This window comes from Fibrobacter sp. UWB5 (genome assembly GCF_002210295.1).
Lineage (GTDB): Bacteria > Fibrobacterota > Fibrobacteria > Fibrobacterales > Fibrobacteraceae > Fibrobacter.
This window is the reverse complement of the sequence record NZ_MWQH01000002.1, coordinates 1-17,285: the sequence shown is the minus strand read 5'-3', so window position 1 is coordinate 17,285 and position 17,285 is coordinate 1. Positions and strand designations below refer to the sequence as shown.

General features: G+C 48.9%; 15 protein-coding genes and 1 tRNA gene. 7 read left to right on the top strand and 9 right to left on the bottom strand.

The genetic code is table 11. From position 1 onward, the window contains the following. Positions 1 to 39: 39 nt before the first annotated feature. Complete coding sequence (locus B7989_RS04305) at positions 40 to 1,482, top strand: sodium:alanine symporter family protein (RefSeq protein ID WP_088627382.1); 1,443 nt, start codon at positions 40 to 42, stop codon at positions 1,480 to 1,482. A 27-nt stretch (positions 1,483 to 1,509) separates the two neighbouring features. Beyond that, the gene (ispD, locus tag B7989_RS04300) at positions 1,510 to 2,229 is read left to right on the top strand and encodes a 2-C-methyl-D-erythritol 4-phosphate cytidylyltransferase (RefSeq protein ID WP_233144244.1); all 720 of its coding nucleotides are present in this window, start codon (positions 1,510 to 1,512) and stop codon (positions 2,227 to 2,229) included. A gap of 12 nt (positions 2,230 to 2,241) precedes the next feature. Here the strand turns inward: ispD and B7989_RS04295 are convergent, their stop codons facing one another. Both B7989_RS04295 and B7989_RS04290 read right to left on the bottom strand, forming a co-directional pair. Then, positions 2,242 to 3,750: an SO_0444 family Cu/Zn efflux transporter gene (locus tag B7989_RS04295; RefSeq protein WP_088627381.1), complete on the bottom strand. Its 1,509-nt coding sequence runs from the start codon at positions 3,748 to 3,750 to the stop codon at positions 2,242 to 2,244. Then, the gene (locus B7989_RS04290) at positions 3,751 to 4,083 is read right to left on the bottom strand and encodes a helix-turn-helix transcriptional regulator (protein WP_088627380.1); all 333 of its coding nucleotides are present in this window, start codon (positions 4,081 to 4,083) and stop codon (positions 3,751 to 3,753) included. It lies immediately after the preceding gene. Positions 4,084 to 4,210: 127 nt separating this feature from the next. Between B7989_RS04290 and galE the strand changes: the two genes are divergently transcribed. After that, positions 4,211 to 5,230 (top strand): UDP-glucose 4-epimerase GalE, encoded by a 1,020-nt coding sequence (gene galE, locus B7989_RS04285; RefSeq protein ID WP_088627379.1) that lies wholly within the window; start codon positions 4,211 to 4,213, stop codon positions 5,228 to 5,230. Positions 5,231 to 5,305: 75 nt separating this feature from the next. Continuing rightward, positions 5,306 to 5,378, top strand: a tRNA-Gly gene (locus tag B7989_RS04280). Positions 5,379 to 5,645: 267 nt separating this feature from the next. Here B7989_RS04280 and B7989_RS04275 read toward each other — a convergent pair. Both B7989_RS04275 and B7989_RS14315 read right to left on the bottom strand, forming a co-directional pair. Beyond that, a complete protein-coding gene (locus tag B7989_RS04275; RefSeq protein ID WP_088627378.1) occupies positions 5,646 to 5,942 on the bottom strand; it encodes a HigA family addiction module antitoxin in 297 nt (98 codons plus the stop codon). A 9-nt stretch (positions 5,943 to 5,951) separates the two neighbouring features. Then, positions 5,952 to 6,233, bottom strand: a complete 282-nt coding sequence (locus B7989_RS14315) for a type II toxin-antitoxin system RelE/ParE family toxin (RefSeq protein ID WP_088627377.1) — start codon at positions 6,231 to 6,233, stop codon at positions 5,952 to 5,954. Positions 6,234 to 6,465: 232 nt separating this feature from the next. On the opposite strand from B7989_RS14315, the gene B7989_RS04265 reads away from it, so the two are divergent. The 3 genes from B7989_RS04265 to B7989_RS04255 are packed head-to-tail and all read left to right on the top strand — an operon-like array spanning position 6,466 to position 9,257. After that, positions 6,466 to 7,623, top strand: coding sequence for an HRDC domain-containing protein (locus B7989_RS04265; protein WP_088627376.1), 1,158 nt, complete (start codon positions 6,466 to 6,468; stop codon positions 7,621 to 7,623). 56 nt (positions 7,624 to 7,679) lie between these two features. Next, the gene (locus B7989_RS04260; protein WP_088627375.1) at positions 7,680 to 8,255 is read left to right on the top strand and encodes a 5-formyltetrahydrofolate cyclo-ligase; all 576 of its coding nucleotides are present in this window, start codon (positions 7,680 to 7,682) and stop codon (positions 8,253 to 8,255) included. 24 nt (positions 8,256 to 8,279) lie between these two features. Further along, positions 8,280 to 9,257, top strand: coding sequence for an RNA methyltransferase (locus tag B7989_RS04255; RefSeq protein WP_088627374.1), 978 nt, complete (start codon positions 8,280 to 8,282; stop codon positions 9,255 to 9,257). 62 nt (positions 9,258 to 9,319) lie between these two features. On the opposite strand, the gene B7989_RS04250 is transcribed toward B7989_RS04255, so the two are convergent. From B7989_RS04250 to B7989_RS04235, 5 genes are all read right to left on the bottom strand, one after another. After that, entirely contained in the window at positions 9,320 to 11,467 is a 2,148-nt protein-coding gene (locus tag B7989_RS04250) for a C13 family peptidase (RefSeq protein ID WP_158212865.1), read from the bottom strand. Then, positions 11,454 to 12,500: a hypothetical protein gene (locus B7989_RS13955; RefSeq protein ID WP_158212864.1), complete on the bottom strand. Its 1,047-nt coding sequence runs from the start codon at positions 12,498 to 12,500 to the stop codon at positions 11,454 to 11,456. The genes B7989_RS04250 and B7989_RS13955 overlap by 14 nt, the downstream gene beginning before the upstream one ends. 56 nt (positions 12,501 to 12,556) lie before the next feature. After that, positions 12,557 to 13,624, bottom strand: coding sequence for an FISUMP domain-containing protein (locus B7989_RS04245; RefSeq protein WP_088627372.1), 1,068 nt, complete (start codon positions 13,622 to 13,624; stop codon positions 12,557 to 12,559). A 169-nt stretch (positions 13,625 to 13,793) separates the two neighbouring features. Next, positions 13,794 to 16,076 carry an MAC/perforin domain-containing protein gene (locus B7989_RS04240; protein WP_088627371.1) on the bottom strand — a complete coding sequence of 761 codons (2,283 nt, stop codon included), beginning with the start codon at positions 16,074 to 16,076 and terminating at the stop codon, positions 13,794 to 13,796. Positions 16,077 to 16,266: 190 nt separating this feature from the next. Then, positions 16,267 to 17,285 (bottom strand): FISUMP domain-containing protein (locus tag B7989_RS04235; RefSeq protein WP_304529066.1); only part of this gene is annotated, 1,019 nt, incomplete at its 5' end.

The following is a 17,285-nucleotide window of genomic DNA, read 5'->3' as shown; positions in this document are numbered from 1 at the left end:
CCGTTCATTAAATCAGCCACCCTTTTTCACGGGATTTTTATGGAAACTCTTAATTCCATTTTGGATTCTATTGACGGCTACGTTTGGGGAGTTCCCCTGATTGTCATTATCCTCTTCGTAGGATTCCTGCTCACTATCCGCCTCGGCTGCATGCAAGTTCTGAACTTGCCCAACGCACTGCGTTACATGCTCCACAACGAAAAAGGCGGCGAAGGCGAAGTTTCGAGTTTTGGCGCCCTCTGCACAGCCCTTGCAGCCACAATCGGCACGGGTAACATCGTGGGTGTCGCCACCGCTATCGGTACAGGTGGTCCGGGCGCCCTCTTCTGGATGGAAGTCGCCGCATTCCTCGGTATGGCCACCAAGTATGCCGAAGGCCTGCTCGCCGTCAAGTACCGCACCATCGGCAAAGACGGCAAGGTTTTGGGAGGCCCGTTCTACTACATCGAAACTGGCATCAAGGAACGCTTTGGCTGGAACATGAAATGGCTCGCTGTCATATTTGCCGTATTCGGCATTGGCGCGGGACTCCTCGGTATAGGCACCATCACTCAGGTGAACGGTATCACCAGCGCCATGGCCCGCCTCACCCCGAACGCCCCTGAATTCATTAACCTCGGTGGCAATTCCGTTTCTTGGACCACCGCCATCGCAGGCCTTTTGGTTACGATTTTTGCAGCAACCGTTATCATCGGCGGCTTAAAGCGCATCGCAAAAGTTTCGACCTACATTGTCCCGATTATGGCGATTATCTACATTCTCGCCTGCATGCTCTTGCTGCTTTTGAACTTCGCCCAGATTCCGCTGGCAATCCAGACAATCGTGCAAGCCGCATTCAACCCGAGCGCCATTACCGGCGGTGCCGTCGGCACCATCTTTATCGCGATGCAGAAGGGTATCGCCCGCGGCATCTTCAGTAACGAAGCAGGCCTCGGTTCTGCCCCAATTGCAGCGGCAGCCGCCAAGACCAAGGAACCGGTTCGTCAGGGTCTCGTCTGCATGACAGGCACCTTCTTCGACACCATTATCATTTGTACCATGACTGGCCTTGCCATCGTGGTTTCGGGCGCATGGGATCCGAAGCTCGGTCTCGAAGGCGTGAACATCACCATGGAAGCCTTCTCCCGCGGCCTTGCCATCGTTCCGGCCGGTTCTGTCATCGCACCGTTCTTCCTCGCCATCGCTTTGGTGTTTTTCGCGTTCACCACGATTCTTGGCTGGGCATACTATTCCGAAAAGTGCCTGCAGTACCTGATGGGCGGCAAGAACGAAAAGGCCACCCTGATTTACCGCTGGGTCTACATCGCCGCTATCTTCATTGGCCCGTACCTCACAGTGAGCGCCGTATGGACCAGTGCCGACATCTTCAACGGCCTCATGGCGTTCCCGAACCTGGTCGCACTGATTCTCTTGAGCGGAATTGTCTCGAAAGAAACCAAGGATTACCTTGAACGCCTCCACAACGGCCACGTGGGCGATTAAATTTTAAAGTAACGATTGGATTTGGCTATGGCAGACATGAAAGGAAATTTCGCGGCAGTGCTCCCCGCCGGGGGACTCGGCAAGCGCATGGGCGGAAACATTCCCAAGCAGCTTATGGTTTTGGGCGGCAAGCCCGTTTACCGTTACAGCCTCGAGACCTTCCTTTCGATGGATGAAATCGCCGAAGTCGTGATGGCCGTGCCCGCCGACTGGAAAGATCATTTCGAAAAAGAAATCTTTGGTGAAAGCGGAAACGAAGAACTGCGCGAGCTCATCCGTGCCAAGATGAAAATCGTCGTAGGCGGTGCAGAGCGCTGGCAGTCCGTCGAAAACGGCGTAAACGCGCTCACCAGCAATGCCGAATTCGTGCTGGTACACGATGTGGCCCGCCCATTCATCAGCAAAGAAATCATCCGCGACGTTTGCGAAACGCTTGTTACCAAGGGCAGTTGCCTTGTGGCAAAGCCCACTGTCGACACCATCAAGATTGCAAAAGACGGCTGCGTGCAGCAGACCATCGACCGCAACACCGTATGGATGGCACAGACCCCGCAGGCGGCCTCGATTGCCTTACTGAAAAAGCTCTACGGGCGCATTGCCGCAGAGCCTTTAAACTTCACGCCCACCGACGAGGCCAGCATTCTCGAATATTTCGGCGAAAGCGTCTACATCGTGAAGGGCAACAACCTGAACGACAAGCTTACGACTCCCGAAGATTTCGAAATTTTCGCAAGCCGCGCCCACTAAACAGTTCGCCCGTTAAACTTTTCCGACGAATTCAAATCCGGCTTCATCGACCGCCTTCTTGAGGGCGGTTTCGTTTATATCGTCTTCGTCATGCCACTCCACACGGAGTTCCTTTTTCGCGACATCGGCTTCAGCCGAAATCACACCGTCTAGAGCCCTTACCGCCTTCTCGACGCAAGCCTTGCAATGGCTGCAGTTCATGCCATTCACGCGATAAGTTTCCACAACATGTTCGTCATGGTGATGTTCATTAGAATGTTCATGGCAATGGCATTCGCCTTCACCGTGTTCATGATGATGTTCATGGTGGTGATGTTCTTCGCATTCACAATGATCTTCACCTTCGCAGCAGCAATCATGATCGCCACAACCGCAGCCGCAATGTCCGCAGCCACAGCCCTTATGCGCAAACTTCGCATAAATAATCAACGCAGCAAATACGATTGCGCAAACGTAGTCAAACACACCGAGAGCTCCGTGACCGTGACATTCTGCAGAACCATGCGGAAGCATCGAGGCAAGGAACGTATCCATCAGGAACGTGTCGACAATAAAGCCAAAGAACATGGCACCGAGTGCAATCGAAACGAGATAGGCCGCGAGAGTTCGCTTGCCAAAGGCCTTGCCCACCACCAGCATGCTAGCAATACTCGTAGCAGGGCCAGCCATCAGCAGCACCAAGGCTGCCCCCGGCGTAACACCTTTTTCAACAAGAGCCAAAGCCAGCGGAATGGAACCCGTCGCGCAAGTGTACATAGGCATGGCAAGCACCAGCACCACCAACATGCAAAGCAGAGGATATTCGTGCAAGAACAAGAAGAAATCATCCGGAACAAAGGCCGCAATCAAGGCGCCCAGCAAAAGGCCAATAATCAGCCACTTGCTTACATCGCCAATCATATTCACAAAGCCATATTCAAACGTTTCTTTCACCTTCTGCGCAAAAGACTTTTTTTCGTGTTCATCATCATCGTCATGGTCGCAAGAGCAGCAGTCGCCTTCGCAACCACAACCTTCGTGGTGTTCATGATGATGTCCGTGGTGATGCTCATGCTCGTGAGATTCGCCAATGACAGCAACACCTGTTTCCGGCTCGTTTTTCGTGACCAGATTCGTAAACACGCCGCCAAGCATTGCCGTCACAAAAGCGGCCACCGGGCGCAAAATCGCAAACGGTCCGCCCAGCAGCGAATACGTTGCCAAAATAGAATCCACACCCGTCGCAGGCGTCGAAATCAAGAAGCTCACGCTCGCGCCCTTGCTCGCGCCTTCTTTACGGAGCGCAATCGAAGTCGGAATCACGCCACAGCTACAAATCGGAAGCGGAACCCCGAACAAGGCCGCCCACAATACCGACTTAAAGTTCGGCTTCGCAATCTTTGGCACATACAAGTGATTCGGCACCCACACATGCAAAATGCCCGCAAGCAAAAAGCCGAGCAAAAGGAACGGCGCCATCTCCGAAAACAGCGTAATGAATTGCCAAACAAACTTTTCCAGAATTTCTAAAACAGCAGGCATTTACTTACCCTTCTTGTGCAGAATATGCGTGAGACCCGTATTGAAAATCAATCCGATATGTTCATCGTCCAGCGAATAGAACATCTTGCGACCATCGCGACGCGGCTTGACCAAGTTCGCCGTACGCAGAATGCGCAACTGGTGACTTACCACGGACTGTTCCAGGTTCAACTTTTCGGCAATATCGTTCACCGAAATTTCGCCCGAAAGCATCAAATGGATGATGCGGATACGCGTGGTATCGCCAAAGAACTTGAAAAACTCCGAAAGTTCGAAAAGAACATCCATCGAGACTTCGTTTTTCGTATTTTTAACACATGAACAATTATTCATATTTTCATATATACATTTTTACCAGCGTTCCGTCAAGGTCAAAAGCCCAAAATTCGTCCCTTTTTCTCGAAAAAATCGCCCAAGCTCCCCCATTTTTATATTTTTAGCCAAAAATTGAGGTTTTGTAATGAAAATTGCAGTTATTGGTGGCGCAGGTTATATTGGCAGCCACACGATTATCGAACTTTATAAGGCAGGCCATTCCGTTGTCGCCGTCGACAACCTGGTTAATTCCTGCGACGAATCGCTCCGCAGAGTCGGCGAAATCGTCGGGCAAGAAATTCCCTTTATCAAGGCGGACGCCCGCGATGCAGCCGCCATGGACAAGATTTTCAAAGAAAACCACTTTGACGCCTGCATTCACTTTGCCGGACTCAAGGCCGTGGGCGAATCGGTCGCCAAGCCGCTGGAATACTACGAAAACAACATGAACGCAACCTTCGTGCTGTTGAACGCCATGCGCAAAAACGGCTGCAAAAATTTCATCTTCTCGTCGTCGGCCACCGTGTACGGTAACCCCGCCGAAATTCCCATTACCGAAAAATGTCCGAAGGGCGCCATCACCAACCCTTACGGTCAGACAAAGTCAATGCTGGAACAGGTACTGATCGACGTGCAGAAGGCAGACCCAGAATGGAACGTGGTGCTGTTGCGTTACTTTAACCCGATTGGTGCACACCCGAGTGGCAAAATCGGCGAAGACCCGAACGGCATTCCAAACAACTTAATGCCTTACATCACGCAGACCGCCGTGGGCATCCGCAAGGAACTCGGCGTGTTCGGCAACGACTACGACACCCCCGATGGAACCGGCGTTCGCGACTACATTCACGTTTGCGACCTCGCCTCGGGCCACGTGAGCGCCCTCAAGGCCATCGAAAACAAGTGCGGACTCGCCATCTACAACCTGGGTACAGGCCACGGCTACTCCGTGCTCGACGTGGTGCACGCCTTTGAAAAGGTGAACGGAGTCAAGGTGCCCTACAGCATCAAGCCCCGCCGTGCAGGCGACATCGCCACCTGCTACTGCACCCCCGAAAAGGCATACAAGGAACTTGGCTGGAAGGCCCAGTTCGGCATCGAGGAAATGTGCCGCGACGCCTGGAACTGGCAAAAGAACAATCCGAACGGGTACGGCCACCACTAAGCCCGCAAAAAATTTGATTTTTTGCGTCAATCCCCTTGACACCTCCGCCCAATTATTCTATAATTGGGCAACCCCGCGGGAATAGCTCAGTTGGTAGAGCACGACCTTGCCAAGGTCGGGGTCGAGGGTCCGAGTCCCTTTTCCCGCTCTAAAAAAGAAACGCCACCTTAACGGTGGCGTTCTTTTTTATTCGCGTGAACGGGACTCGGAGACGAGAAGAGGGGCCGACTAAACAACGAGGCGCACGAAGTGCTTGCGAGTTGTTTAGGACTTTGAGCGCAGCGATAAGCCCGCCAGGGTGAGGAGCTAGCCGGTCGCAGACCGGAGACTAGCGACGAATCAATCCCTTTGACCGCTCTCAAGCAAAGCTCGGAGACTGGCGCAGCCGCAATCCCTTCAACCGATATGAAGCATTTTACACCGGCACAAAGGTCTTGATATTCTTAAGCTCCTCGGCGATTTCAATTTTCAAATTGCGAATATCAATATCATCTTGCAAAGAGATGAAATAATCGTCGGAAACACCAAAGAACTTGGCAAGCCTCAAAGAGGTATCAACTGTAATTCGTCTGCGGTCATGAAGAATGTCCTGGATCCTTGAAACAGGAACATTGATCGCCTGGGCAACCTTGTAGGCAGACAAACCCATAGGCGTAAAAAACTCTTCGTTCAAGATTTCTCCGATAGTAGGTGTTTCAATATGCTTGCTCATGGTCTGCTCCTAGTGGTAGTCAACAATCTCAACGTTATAAAAATTCCCTTCGTTCATCGAAAAACAGATACGCCATTGATCGTTTATGCGTATAGAGTATTGTCCTTCTCGGTCTCCATGCAAAGCCTCCAAACGATTATTCGGAGGTATTCGCAAATCGTTCAATGATTCGGCATTGTCTATCATCATTAGTTTTCTCAAGGCCACCTTTTGGATTGTATTAGGCAACCGTCTTGAAAGCTCCTGATTATAGACGAGTTCTGTTTCTCTGTCTGCAAAACTTTGTATCATTCAATATACCTATTTAACGTGTATATATCAAGTGGGTAGAAGACGTTTATAAAGCCCTCTATTACTATACACGCCATTTTCAGCCAACTGAATACCAAATTCCCGAAAAATTTATTTCATTTTACAAAGCAGATTTTACGTTAGTAAAATCGAATCAGTGTGATACCTTAAGGATTTTAGGGGCGGAGCCCCCCACCCTCTCTTAAAAATTTTATTACATTTCACCCCAACAATGCAAGACGAGAAATACATATTGGTAGATAGCGAAGAATCGCTGGCGAATTTGCTGGCGGATTTGGAGCTGTACGAAATGGCCGCCGTCGATACCGAGGCGGATTCCATGTACCATTATACCACCCGTCTTTGCCTGATCCAGATTACCATCGGCGAACACCACTACATTGTGGACCCGCTGTGTGGGCTTGACCTTGCCCCTTTGTTCAAGGCCCGCGCCATGCAGACGCTCATTTTCCACGGCGCCGACTACGACTTGCGACTGCTGTGGCAGACTTACGGATTCTCGCCCAAGCAGATTTTCGATACCATGCTCGCGGCAAAGATTCTGGGCGAAGATCACCTGGGCCTTGCGGACTTGGTCCGCGAATACTTTGGTGACGAACTCAAGAAAGAAAACCAACGTGCCGACTGGACCACGCGTCCGCTGCCGCTCGAAATGTGCGAATACGCCATTCACGACACGTTCTACCTGCACGAACTCTGCGCGATTCTCGTAGAAAAGTTGCAAGAAGCAGGCCGCATGAGTTGGCTTACCGAACAGTGCGACGCCTTGATTGAACATGCCAAGCACCCCGCGCCTCAGAGAAAGGACCCCTGGCGCGTCACGGGTTCTGCACCGCTTTCGCCGTGCGCCTTGAACGTGCTCAAGTTCCTCTGGGAATGGCGCGAAAACCAGGCTCAGGAACTGGACCGCCCGCCCTACAAGGTGATGCCGGTGGAACTCATGCTTGCCATTGCACGCCGCAGCGAGGCGAACTTCCCGACAGTGGACTTGGAAAAGTTGCCGAAGCTCCCCCGCAATTTTCGCGACGAGCGTCTGGATTCGTTCGTGAACATGCTGCAGACCGCAGTGGCCGTTCCGCAATCGGACTGGCCCGAACGCCTGCCCAAGGCCCCGCCCCCGCCGGTGGTGCCGAACTCCGACCTGCTTTCGGTGCTCAAGACCTGGCGCGACCTTAAAGCCGAAGAACTGGAGCTCGACCCGTCGCTCTTGGCCAACAAGGCGCAGCTCATTTGGCTTGCCGCTCCTGGTGACATGCCCTGGGAGGCCCGCTACGAAGAGGCGCACCTCATGAACTGGCAGCGCGTCCTGTGGACTGAAATTTTGCAACAGAACTTGCCCAACGCAAAGCGCGTAGGCGACCCCGACTAAATTTTTTCAACTCACCTCAACCGCCCGCTACTGGACAAATCCCCCGCAGGCATATCATGGAATCTATACTTCTCGTTTCAGCCTTACTCCTCTTGATTTTCGGCTCCAGGCCGCTTTTCGAGATGTTGCGCAAAAAACGCGATGGCGAAGAACTTATCGGAAACCCGTGGGAAGAAATCCACGCCATCAAGGGCTACAGGGAATCGCGCAAGGTGGCGGCCTTCTACCCGCTCACGGGCGAACCGAATATTATGCCGATTATCGAGCAGCTCGCCGACGAAGACCGCTTGCTGCTCCCCCGCTGCACGGGCCCCACGACCATGGAATTCTGCCACGTGCAAAGCCTCAAGAAAGATTTGGTCAAGGGCAAGTTCGGCATCATGGAACCGCGCGGCGATATTCCGGCCTACGAAGGCGACTTCACCGTGTTCCTGGTTCCCGGCACCAAGTTCAACCTGACCGGCGAACGCTGCGGACACGGCAAGGGTTACTACGATCGGTTCTTGGCAAAGCACCCGAACGCCCACAAGGCAGGCATTGCAACGCCAAAGCAGATTAGCGTCGAGCCGCTCGTGCAAAAACTGACCGACATCAAGATGAACCAGATTATCATTTGTAGGGAAAAGCCCTAAGGATTTTAGATAAAGGATTGCATTATGGCATTCAACAAGAATTCCGATAAGGAAACAGAATTCGGCATCATTCGCCACAACTTCAAGGACCGCGAATCTCGTGACGGTTTCCGCGAACCTCGCGAAGGTTTTGAACGCCGCGACGGTTTCAAGTCGCGCGATAACTTTAAACCTCGCGACAACTTCGAAAAGCGCGATGGCTTTACCCGCCGTAAAACCGATGGCGACCGCCGCGTGAGTTTTGGCGATCCCGATGGCGCCCCGCAAACTGCAATCGGCGGCATCCGCGAAGTGACCGACCTTTTGGAACGTAGTCCCATGCAAGTCCACCGCGTGCTCTTTATGCACCAATCGGGCAATCCCAAGCTCTACGAACTGCAAAAGCTCGCCAAGCGCGCCCACGTGCACGTGCAGCAAGTCGATTCCAAGGTTCTGAACACCTACACCACGCAACACCACGGCGTGGTCGCTCTCTTGAACGAAAAGGAACTCCTGGTTTGGGAAGACATTCGCGAAGAATATTTTAAGGCCAAGGAAAACGGCGAACGCAAGCTGATTGCCGTAGGCACCAACATCGAAGACCCGCGTAACCTGGGCGCCTGCATCCGTAGCGCGCTCGCCCTCGGCGTAGACCTCTTGATGCTCCCGGCCAAGGGCATGTGCGGCATTACGCCGGCTGTCGCCCGCTCTGCCGCAGGCGCTCTCGACAAGATGAAGATTTGCCGCCCGAACAACCTGGAAGCCGCCGTCGGCGAACTCAAGCTCGCAGGCTACCAGATTCTCGGTCTCGACGCCGACACCGAAACGAACCTCGCCGGCTTTGAATTCAGCGACCAGGCCGTGATTGCCGTCGGTGGCGAAGACGTAGGCCTCCCGCCGTTCATTCGCAAGCAGTGCGACGCCGTGCTCCGCATTCCGATGATGCCCGAAGCGCATTCCTACAACGCCTCGGTGGCACTCTCGCTCGGTCTGTACGAATACGCGAGACTCAGAATCAAGTAAATTATTCCAACTTGGACAATAAAATACACCCCCATAGGGGGTGTTTTTTTATTATAGGCAGTTCACTTCACTACAAAAAACTCACCCATCGTTTCTTTGTAGATATTTCCATAATGGTTCATATTGTACAACTGCACATGCGAACCTGAAATTTTACTCGCGATTTCGATGTACATGTCCCTCAGCGTTGCGTCGGGAGTCTCATCAAGCAGTTCCGTAAAACCTCGAGTAAAACGGTTCGTCAAGTATACGCCCATTTCTTCGTTTCGTTCATCCGCCTTACTCGTTTCATAAGGCGACGCCGCTGTTAGAAAAACGATACCAGGAATATCCGCCTTTTCCGCAGTTTCACCAAGACCTCCGCTATAGCAGGCCTCCACGGCAACCAGCACCTTGCGGTGCGGGATCTGTTTCACCAGCGAAATAATCTGTTCGTAACTGATTTTGTCATTTCCAAAATTCAGGTATCCCGGCATCCCATGACCACTCCAAAAGACAAAAACATTGTCGGTCGACTTTGCACGGAGGACCTTTGACAACTTATCACTTGAATTCCCCCTTAATATATTTCCTAGGTCAGACGCCGTTACGTAACTTAATTTGTAATCAACCACACCCTTTTCATAGACGTTATCTCCATCCAAACGGATAAAGAGTTCTCCCGGATACAAGTTTCGTTCATGATCCACAAGATCATCTTCGGCAATCACGATAATATGGTCATCGTCGTACCCCATCTTCTTGAGTTTCTGGTAAATGGCAAAGATGTCCGCCTGAAACCGGTAATTTGCCCAGCCCGATGAGGCTGCAACCAAAAGTGCCCAATGTTTCGAAACGTCATTATAAGAAATATTCGAGTCTGCATATTCGAAAAAGCTCGTATCCACATCGGCCTTGAAAAAATCCAACCAATTTTCTTCTGGATTTATTGAATGCTTCGAATCGTCGTTGCTGGTAAAATCGTTCGTGACATATTTATGGTCAGCAATATTCCACCCGCGATACACTGAACCGCTCACACTGTTGTCCCTATCCTGGAAAGTCCAAGAGCTCGATACCCCCGTCAGATCAGGCAAGCGTCCATTCTGCAACGACATGAAATTTTCATGCATTCCGGCAATCATCCAATCGCCGCCGGTACCGTTCCTTCCTCCGAGCACAGCTCTAATCGATTCATTCAATTCCAAGCCCGACGAAACGGAATAAGTCGCGGCATACGCCAAAATATACAGAGCATCTACGAAATGCGCTTCGCCATTGAGAATGTCTTCGCCAAAATGTTCATGGTAAGCTTGCGCAAACCCGGACTCGGGTCTTGCATACAAATCAAAGCCACGGTAAAAATCGTAATGAAGATTTTTTACGATAGAATCCGAAACGAAATTACTGGAACACACCACTCGGATGCCACCTTGAGAAGCGACATCCTGTTGATACAATTCATCATCAAAGGCTAAGGCCATTTTGTCATCATAGGGTTCAAACAACAAAACGCTATACGGTTTCTTACGTTCCAAATAAGTCTGCGTAAGCATCCGCAGTTCGGCTTCGTCATTGTACAAAAAGATTCTGTCAATTTTAAGTCCGAATTCTTCGGCCATAAAGCCAATCCAGTCGACATAAGAACTTACGAGTCCGCCATTCAATTCACTCGACGGAGCCAAAAGTGTAAGTTCCAGTTCATTCATGAAAAGTGACGCAAAAGAACTCGCCAAATGCGAAAAAGCTGATTCAATCAGCATAAAATCGTTTTCAACCAAGTTCCACAAGTTCGGCATGTTGGCAAAAAAACGCTGGTATTCCACATTCGACGCCTTGGGCGAAAGAATCGGCTTCGTACTTTTCTGCAAAAGCTCCGCCATGCGGTACGCCTTGTCCGATCGCGTGGGGCCAACAATCGCCACATAGTCCGAATCCCCCGCAACCATTTCCATATACTCATCGAAATCGGCGTCATCCTGGTTTTTAAATTCCAGTTGCAGTTCCACCTTCTGGTCGAGCCCGCCTTGGGCTTTTTCCATATTTTCCAAAGCCCATTCGGCGCTACGTTTCCAGCGGGCCATTTCAGAGGATTTCGCCATGACGGCGACCTTGATTTTAAGCGTCTTGGCATCGGCCTTGGCAGAAGCGGAATTATCAGAACACGCGCATAGGCAAAGTGCCAGCGCAAGCATCCAGAACAGAAGCAAACCGAGCCTATTTCTTTGCATGGCGAGCCTCCTCACGAACCGCTTCGTCATAATACTTTTCATAGCGGTCTTCGAACTCTTTCGTATCGTCAAAATTCTTGTTAAACACAATCGATGCGGCACCGTCACCCAAGCCAAAAGAGCGGAACCGAGGCCAATCCTTACCCAAAGCCCATTCTTCCAGGTAGCGAATAACAATCCCCTTAATGTCAATGACCAAAGTAAACGGCACCTTTGGCAACACGCCGCTTTGGTCAACATCCATCCCAATCATAAAGTGTCCCGTATTCGGATAATCGATCAAGGCCCGACGCACGCCCTTGATAGCGCCCCCCAACAAAGGAAAAATAGCCGAAGGTCTATCCGCATCTAGAATATAATTCGTTATCGAAAAAGTGGCCACGTAGGCAAATTCAATGTTGTTAAAAGCCGTTTCATCATTTTTATTGTAAGTAAGATAATCCACCCCCAAAGTATCTGCTATCGTCTTATGCGCATCGTAGCCCTTCCTAAAGCCATCAATCGATGTTTCAAGGCTCGCAAAGCCAGGTGCCGCTGCCAAAATCATGCAGGGATTTATGCCCAGAATCGCCCCCGACAAGTAACTCGCTCCGTAACGCTCTATCGAGAATGCATTGACGCCTTGAGGAAGTCCCGCCGTATCGGCCTCAAACAACAAAACTTTGTTGCCTACCCCCGTAAAGCGAACATCAAGTTTTTTTGCCAGTCCCACATATTCGGAAGAAGCCAAAATCAACATCGAGGAATCGGTGTCGACATTTTCCTTGAGCCACGCCTGTACAAGTGAATCCGCCTCGCCCATAGATTCCGGCTGCACCAAGCGGAACGGCACTCCTCGATCTTCGTAGAACCTAAAAAGTCCCGCCAAAATCTGGTCATTATAGCTGTTATCGCCAATGCCATTGATGCTTGCCACAAGCGTAATGTTTGCAACACCCGAGCGATTTTGCGCAGCATCAAAAACAGATTCGCTGTTGGAGCAGGCATACAGCGAAAATAGTAGAAAGAATCCAAAAAACAGCCTTAACATCATTACCTTAATGATAAAAAAATTCCCTCAAACGAGGGAATTTTTTTTACGCTGACAACCTAATCCTTTAGACAACGAACACTGAGTCCATAGCGAGCAGCCTTAGGATGCACTGCAGCCGAATCATTATCGAAATTTAGGGAAACTAAGTAAAAGGCATTGCCTCCATAACCTGTCGATGCCCAAAACTGAGTTTCTTCGTCCATGCTATAATAAGTATTTTTAATCGAGTAACCTACGGGTAACGCAGAGAATTTGTAGTCATCATTCCCGTTACCTTCGCTCTTCCATCCAGAGGTAGATTTGAGCGCCTTGCCAGCAGCGGCTTCACCCCCAAGTTCATTTATTAAAGTAAGCCATTCAGCTTTGCTCGGCAAATGCCAGCCGTCTGGACAAGCATTTTTTGCCGCATAATAGTTATAGAGTCGGCCGTATTTTCGACAATTTGCTTTATCATCATTGAAACAATAAGTATGACCTCCTTCCGAATCATACCTGAGATTTTCAGCCATCCAAACCTGTGACTTAATTACCGTCGTTTTATAAATTCTCCAATCGCGGTAATCCAGCAATCGATTTTTCATCTCATCAGCCCCTAAAAGACCATTAAGCGCATTTATCGCACAATCATCTGTAGCAATCCCAGCCGACCCCAACATGCCACAAACGAGAAACGCCATTACTACAGTATTATCATCTACATTCATATTATCTCCATAATCACCGCTATACACCTGCCATACATCCATTGATGTATTCAGATCCGTATCCTTAGGGTATACAACCCGCAATTCTCCCTTAAGTCGCTCATCTGAATCATTCTTTTTTACATGGATTTTTACAACCGCATCACCCGAGCCTGATTCGGGATAAATCGAATCAATGAAAGTCGTCCCATTTTCAAAACGCCATTCTCCGCTGGACTCCACACTCATTTCGTAAAAACCTTCACCCATGCCAAGAATCAGCGTATCGCCATTGGCTAGCATATCACCAACCCAGATAGAGAGCACGTTGTCTTCACCGTTTGCGTCACTAGAACTGTCCGAATCCGAACAGGCAATGAAACCGACCGCACCCAAAGCAAGTGCGATTATCGTGATTTTATAACTTTTTGCAAAGCTCATGATTTTCTCCTTCTTTGACGGATGTTTTTTTGTAAAATAATTCTTTTCAACACGAATTCAATAAAAAAAAACTCGAACAATACTCCAACTTAGAATAGTCTATATACAGAAAAATTCCCCCAAGTGGGGGAAATTTTTGTTATACGGGTAAAGTTATCGCCAAGTCATTTTATTCCTGGATGATGCGGAGTTGCACTTCATCCCGATCATTGTTATAATCAAGGACACTCGCATCATACATTATATCAACAGAACCTATCTTACCATCCGGTTTGACATAGCCATAATAATTCTTACTCCTACTATCATTCCACTTTACCGCACTAAAACCAAGTAAGCCACATTCTTTCTCAGAATCGCAATCTTTTTTTCTAAGCATCGCTTTTCCTATATTTGACAAGCCATTCTTTTTAAACTCATTTTCGATACTTTTGAAAACCGTATCAGATGGAATTTTCCAACCCAGCGGAACATATTCTTCAACCTCAGTTGCATCGTACTTTCTCCACATAGGGTTTGCCCCAACTACTTGACCAGACCCAGGTTGTCTAAAAAAGCCTTTTCTCGTTGTGCTACTTGCATAGTCTTGACGAATCCAAACATGGTCGAAAATTTTGACTAGCGGATAATTATAATCAAAATCTGCGCTGATATTTTTATTAATAATTTTCGAAGCCAAATAGGCATCTTCAACCGTACCCACATGAGTTTCTGTCCCTTCAGGAGCTGTACTTAACACGGAAGTGCCTCGGATATAAATCTTCTTTGCTGCACCGAAATCCATATCGGCATATTCAACGATTGCTGCATCCGTCCCATCCCAACTAACACGAGCCGGCTTATGGTCCTTATCACCAATGTAGAAGCCCAAATTATAGCGAGGCTTGTTGTTGATTACAGGGTAAATGACCATCACCTTTTCCTTGATGTTCAGGAGCGGCACAAACTCCAAGGTCGCCTTTGCCACCAACTGACCGCCAGAATAGATATCCTTGATCAAAGTATTCGTATCCAAGTCTTCAATCTTGGGCACATCGATTTCGGTCACCGTACCGCATTCGTAGTAGGCGTTAAAGTCCGAAGCAAACGCCTTGCTTTCCATATATTCCTTGAGCAATTTTTTACGTTTCGCAGTCGAATCACTGATTGTTTCGTCAATCAATTCATAAAGCGGAACCAAGCCATCGCTCGGGAAACCAATAAGGGCGCCCTTCCCCTTAGCTACGGAAGCTTTCCAGGTATCCACATCCGTCGGATCCAAGGCCCGATTCGTAGTGTTCATCAATCTTGCGCCTACTCCGGCGTCGCCACCGTAAACATGCACCTTAAATGACATATTCGAGTTATTTTCTTCAAAACTCTGTTTCATTTTAGCTTCCACCGAGCCTTCGGCCTTAACAGCAAGCCCTTTATAAGCAGCCTTGGCAAAAGCCTCCAAATCATACGAGGAAGTTACCTTGGACACATCCACCGTCATGGACTGACGAATACGACCACCCACTTTCGCTCCCATTACAACATGCGTTCCGTATCCCTTAATCAACCTTCTAAAGCCCGCATTCGTCGAAGGGAATTTCTGGCCAGTGCGTCCCAAGCCATTGATAGCGTAATAGGCGGACACAATCATACTTAAACTATCAGCCAAAATTTCCAAAGGTACTTCCGAGGTAATCGTCTGCGTTGTAACATCGATATAATTCAACGCAAATTCATAATTACTATAGGAGGTCTTGGACATATCAAAAGCAGATTTCATCTCTCCCGAGAAAAGCGCCGTGCCACCTTCTATTTTGGTCTTGACACCCAGCTTAAAACTGATGTCCGAAATTGTCGACCCGGTAACTGTCGTTTCATCCAAAGTCTGCGTATTGGGACCATAAGCAAAAGTCCCATCTTCAAACAAGGTTTTGGTATCAAAAACTTCCGACTTAATCGCACTGGGATCAAGGTAACCTTCTGTCGATGATATCATATCGTAACCATAGCCCATGGCATAGGCCTTGTTTGATTGCGAAACATCATTCGCATTGTCATCGTAATCGCCACTATACTTCTGCACAACGGTAATCGTCTTGTTCAGGGAAGTGTCCTCAGGGAACACAATACGCAAGTCGCCCACAAAACGTTCGTCCAGGAAGTTCGTAACCATACGAATTTTGACGGTCGCATCGCCGTTACCGGATTTTTCGCTAATCGACTGAATAAATTCCGTTTCATCCTCGATGCGCCATTTTCCGTCAGCTTTGATCTTGAAATCGTAGGTGCTGTCCATCATGTCGAACACCAACGTGTCACCGACAGTCTTTCCCAAGACTTCGACCGAAATCGCCGTTTCTTTAGCGGAGGAGCCACTAGGACTAGAATCTTCTGAATTGGAGCAGGCTGTAAGGCCCAAGGTTGCAGCATAGGCTAAAGCCGCTGCCACGGGAAATTTGAGGGTATTGATAGACATAGCAGAATCTCCTTCTTGTAATTCCACTTTTTTCTCTATAAAATATTTCTTTTCAAAACAAAGTCAATAGAACATGCGAAAAAAAATACCGCAATTTCACTGCACCCTGTATTATTCCAAATTGGAACATCTTGCTGATAATTATAAAAAATTCCCTCAAACGAGGGAATATTTTTGTTGTTCTGAAAAACTAATCCTTTAGACAACGAACACTGTTTGCGTTGTACTTTACCTCTTCGTTCAGATAGGCATCGTCTTTAAGCGCTTCTATACGTACCAAGAACGCAGTATAGCCGTGATCATCTGTCGAAGTCCAGAACCGTGCTATATCACCTAAGGAACGATACTCGCTATCCTTGTAACCTGCAGGCAAAACGTTAAGGCCGTAGTCATCACTTCCGTTTCCATCGCGCAGCCAGTCTGAAGTAGATTTGAGAGCCTTGCCCTTATTATTTACAATTCCATAAAATAATTCATTCCATTCGTACTTACTCGGCAAGTGCCACCCTTTGGGGCACGCCTCCATAGCCGCATCCCATTCGTAAAGTCGACCATATTTTTTACAATTATCCGCATTGTCGTCATAGCAATAGCTATTCGGTGTTTCATACAGAAGATTCTCTGCCATCCAAAGTTGCGAGCCGATTTTTTCCAATTTATACATTTTACCATCACGGGGATCAACCCTATAATTTTCACTCTTCTCAAACGCATCCGTCAGGCACTGTAACGCAGCCTCCTTGCTAAACAGTCCCATAAAACTACAAGCGAAAATCGCACCCATTTCAAGAGAATCAAAAGAAGCGTCATTATCTTCATAATCTCCGCTATACATCTGCCTCAAATCAATGACTGTATTCAGACTAGTGTCCTTGGGAAAAACGACACGTAATTTCCCCTTACGCTGCCCCTCTGAATCATTCTTTTTCACATGGATTTTCACATCCGCATTACCCAAACCCGATTCCGGCAAGACCGAATCGATAAAAGTGGAATTATTTTCGATACGCCACTCACCGTTGGATTCCAGATTTAGTTCATAGAAGCTCTCCCCCTTTCCAAGCAACAGCACGCCACCGTTGACAGGCGTCTCACCCAATTTGATAGAGAGCACGTTGTCTTCACCGTTTGCGTCACTAGAACTGTCCGAATCCGAACAGGCAATGAAACCGACCGCACCCAAAGCAAGTGCGATTATCGTGATTTTAT

What these genes read in the sequence shown, in the direction of transcription:
- B7989_RS04305 (WP_088627382.1), top strand. Translation starts at nt 40, where the DNA reads ATGGAAACTCTTAATTCCATTTTGGATTCTATTGACGGCTACGTTTGG.
- ispD (WP_233144244.1), top strand. Translation starts at nt 1,510, where the DNA reads ATGGCAGACATGAAAGGAAATTTCGCGGCAGTGCTCCCCGCCGGGGGA.
- B7989_RS04295 (WP_088627381.1), bottom strand. Translation starts at nt 3,750, where the DNA reads ATGCCTGCTGTTTTAGAAATTCTGGAAAAGTTTGTTTGGCAATTCATT.
- B7989_RS04290 (WP_088627380.1), bottom strand. Translation starts at nt 4,083, where the DNA reads ATGAATAATTGTTCATGTGTTAAAAATACGAAAAACGAAGTCTCGATG.
- galE (WP_088627379.1), top strand. Translation starts at nt 4,211, where the DNA reads ATGAAAATTGCAGTTATTGGTGGCGCAGGTTATATTGGCAGCCACACG.
- B7989_RS04275 (WP_088627378.1), bottom strand. Translation starts at nt 5,942, where the DNA reads ATGAGCAAGCATATTGAAACACCTACTATCGGAGAAATCTTGAACGAA.
- B7989_RS14315 (WP_088627377.1), bottom strand. Translation starts at nt 6,233, where the DNA reads ATGATACAAAGTTTTGCAGACAGAGAAACAGAACTCGTCTATAATCAG.
- B7989_RS04265 (WP_088627376.1), top strand. Translation starts at nt 6,466, where the DNA reads ATGCAAGACGAGAAATACATATTGGTAGATAGCGAAGAATCGCTGGCG.
- B7989_RS04260 (WP_088627375.1), top strand. Translation starts at nt 7,680, where the DNA reads ATGGAATCTATACTTCTCGTTTCAGCCTTACTCCTCTTGATTTTCGGC.
- B7989_RS04255 (WP_088627374.1), top strand. Translation starts at nt 8,280, where the DNA reads ATGGCATTCAACAAGAATTCCGATAAGGAAACAGAATTCGGCATCATT.
- B7989_RS04250 (WP_158212865.1), bottom strand. Translation starts at nt 11,467, where the DNA reads ATGCAAAGAAATAGGCTCGGTTTGCTTCTGTTCTGGATGCTTGCGCTG.
- B7989_RS13955 (WP_158212864.1), bottom strand. Translation starts at nt 12,500, where the DNA reads ATGATGTTAAGGCTGTTTTTTGGATTCTTTCTACTATTTTCGCTGTAT.
- B7989_RS04245 (WP_088627372.1), bottom strand. Translation starts at nt 13,624, where the DNA reads ATGAGCTTTGCAAAAAGTTATAAAATCACGATAATCGCACTTGCTTTG.
- B7989_RS04240 (WP_088627371.1), bottom strand. Translation starts at nt 16,076, where the DNA reads ATGTCTATCAATACCCTCAAATTTCCCGTGGCAGCGGCTTTAGCCTAT.